Origin of the sequence: Citrobacter sp. S55_ASV_140, from assembly GCF_018919505.1 — a bacterium.
Taxonomy (GTDB): Bacteria; Pseudomonadota; Gammaproteobacteria; order Enterobacterales; family Enterobacteriaceae; genus Citrobacter; species Citrobacter werkmanii.
In genome coordinates this window covers 1-758 of sequence record NZ_JAHLQZ010000416.1, presented here as the reverse complement: position 1 = coordinate 758, position 758 = coordinate 1, and the positions used below count along the sequence as shown (strand labels likewise).

The 758-nt window shown below is 46.3% G+C and carries 1 protein-coding gene; it reads left to right on the top strand.

From position 1 onward, the window contains the following. Positions 1–18: 18 nt before the first annotated feature. Positions 19–468 carry an FMN-binding protein MioC gene (gene mioC, locus KQJ18_RS24275; RefSeq protein WP_038635783.1) on the top strand — a complete coding sequence of 150 codons (450 nt, stop codon included), beginning with the start codon at positions 19–21 and terminating at the stop codon, positions 466–468. Positions 469–758: the final 290 nt, after the last annotated feature.

The window sequence follows — 758 nt, the reverse complement described above, 5'->3', positions numbered from 1 at the left end:
TTATAAAGGTGGGCGAGCATGGCAGACATCACTCTTATCAGCGGCAGCACGCTTGGCAGTGCGGAATATGTAGCAGAACATCTGGCTGAAAAGCTGGATGACGCCGGTTTTTCCAGCGAAATACTGCATGGACCAATGCTGGATGAGGTTCCGGCTGAAGGGATCTGGCTGATTATCAGCTCCACACACGGTGCTGGAGACATTCCTGACAACCTGCAGCCTTTATATGATGCGTTACGCGAACAAAAACCGGACCTGTCGCAAGTAAACTTCGGCGCAATCGGCATCGGCAGTCGTGAATATGACACCTTTTGCGGCGCAATCGACAAGCTGGAAGCAGAACTGAAAGCCTGTGGGGCAAAACAGATCGGCGAAACGCTTAAGATCAACGTGCTGGAACATGAAATTCCGGAAGATCCGGCTGAAATTTGGCTGGGATCCTGGCATCCATTGCTCAGAGATTTGTAAAGATCATACTTTTTTATGTGGATAACTCTGGTTAAAAGCTTGGATCAACCGGTAGTTATCCAAAGAATAACGGCTGTTCAGTTTTTGAGTTGTGTATAACCCTTCATTCTGATCCCAGCTTATACGGACCAGGATCACCGATCATTCACAGCTAATGATCCTCAGCAACCTGTTGATCTTATTCAAAGGATCGTCCTTATCCACAGAGAGTGGCGATCCTAATAAGAGATCACAATAAAACAGATCTCTAAATAAAAAGATCTTCTTTTTAATACCCAGGATCCCAGGTC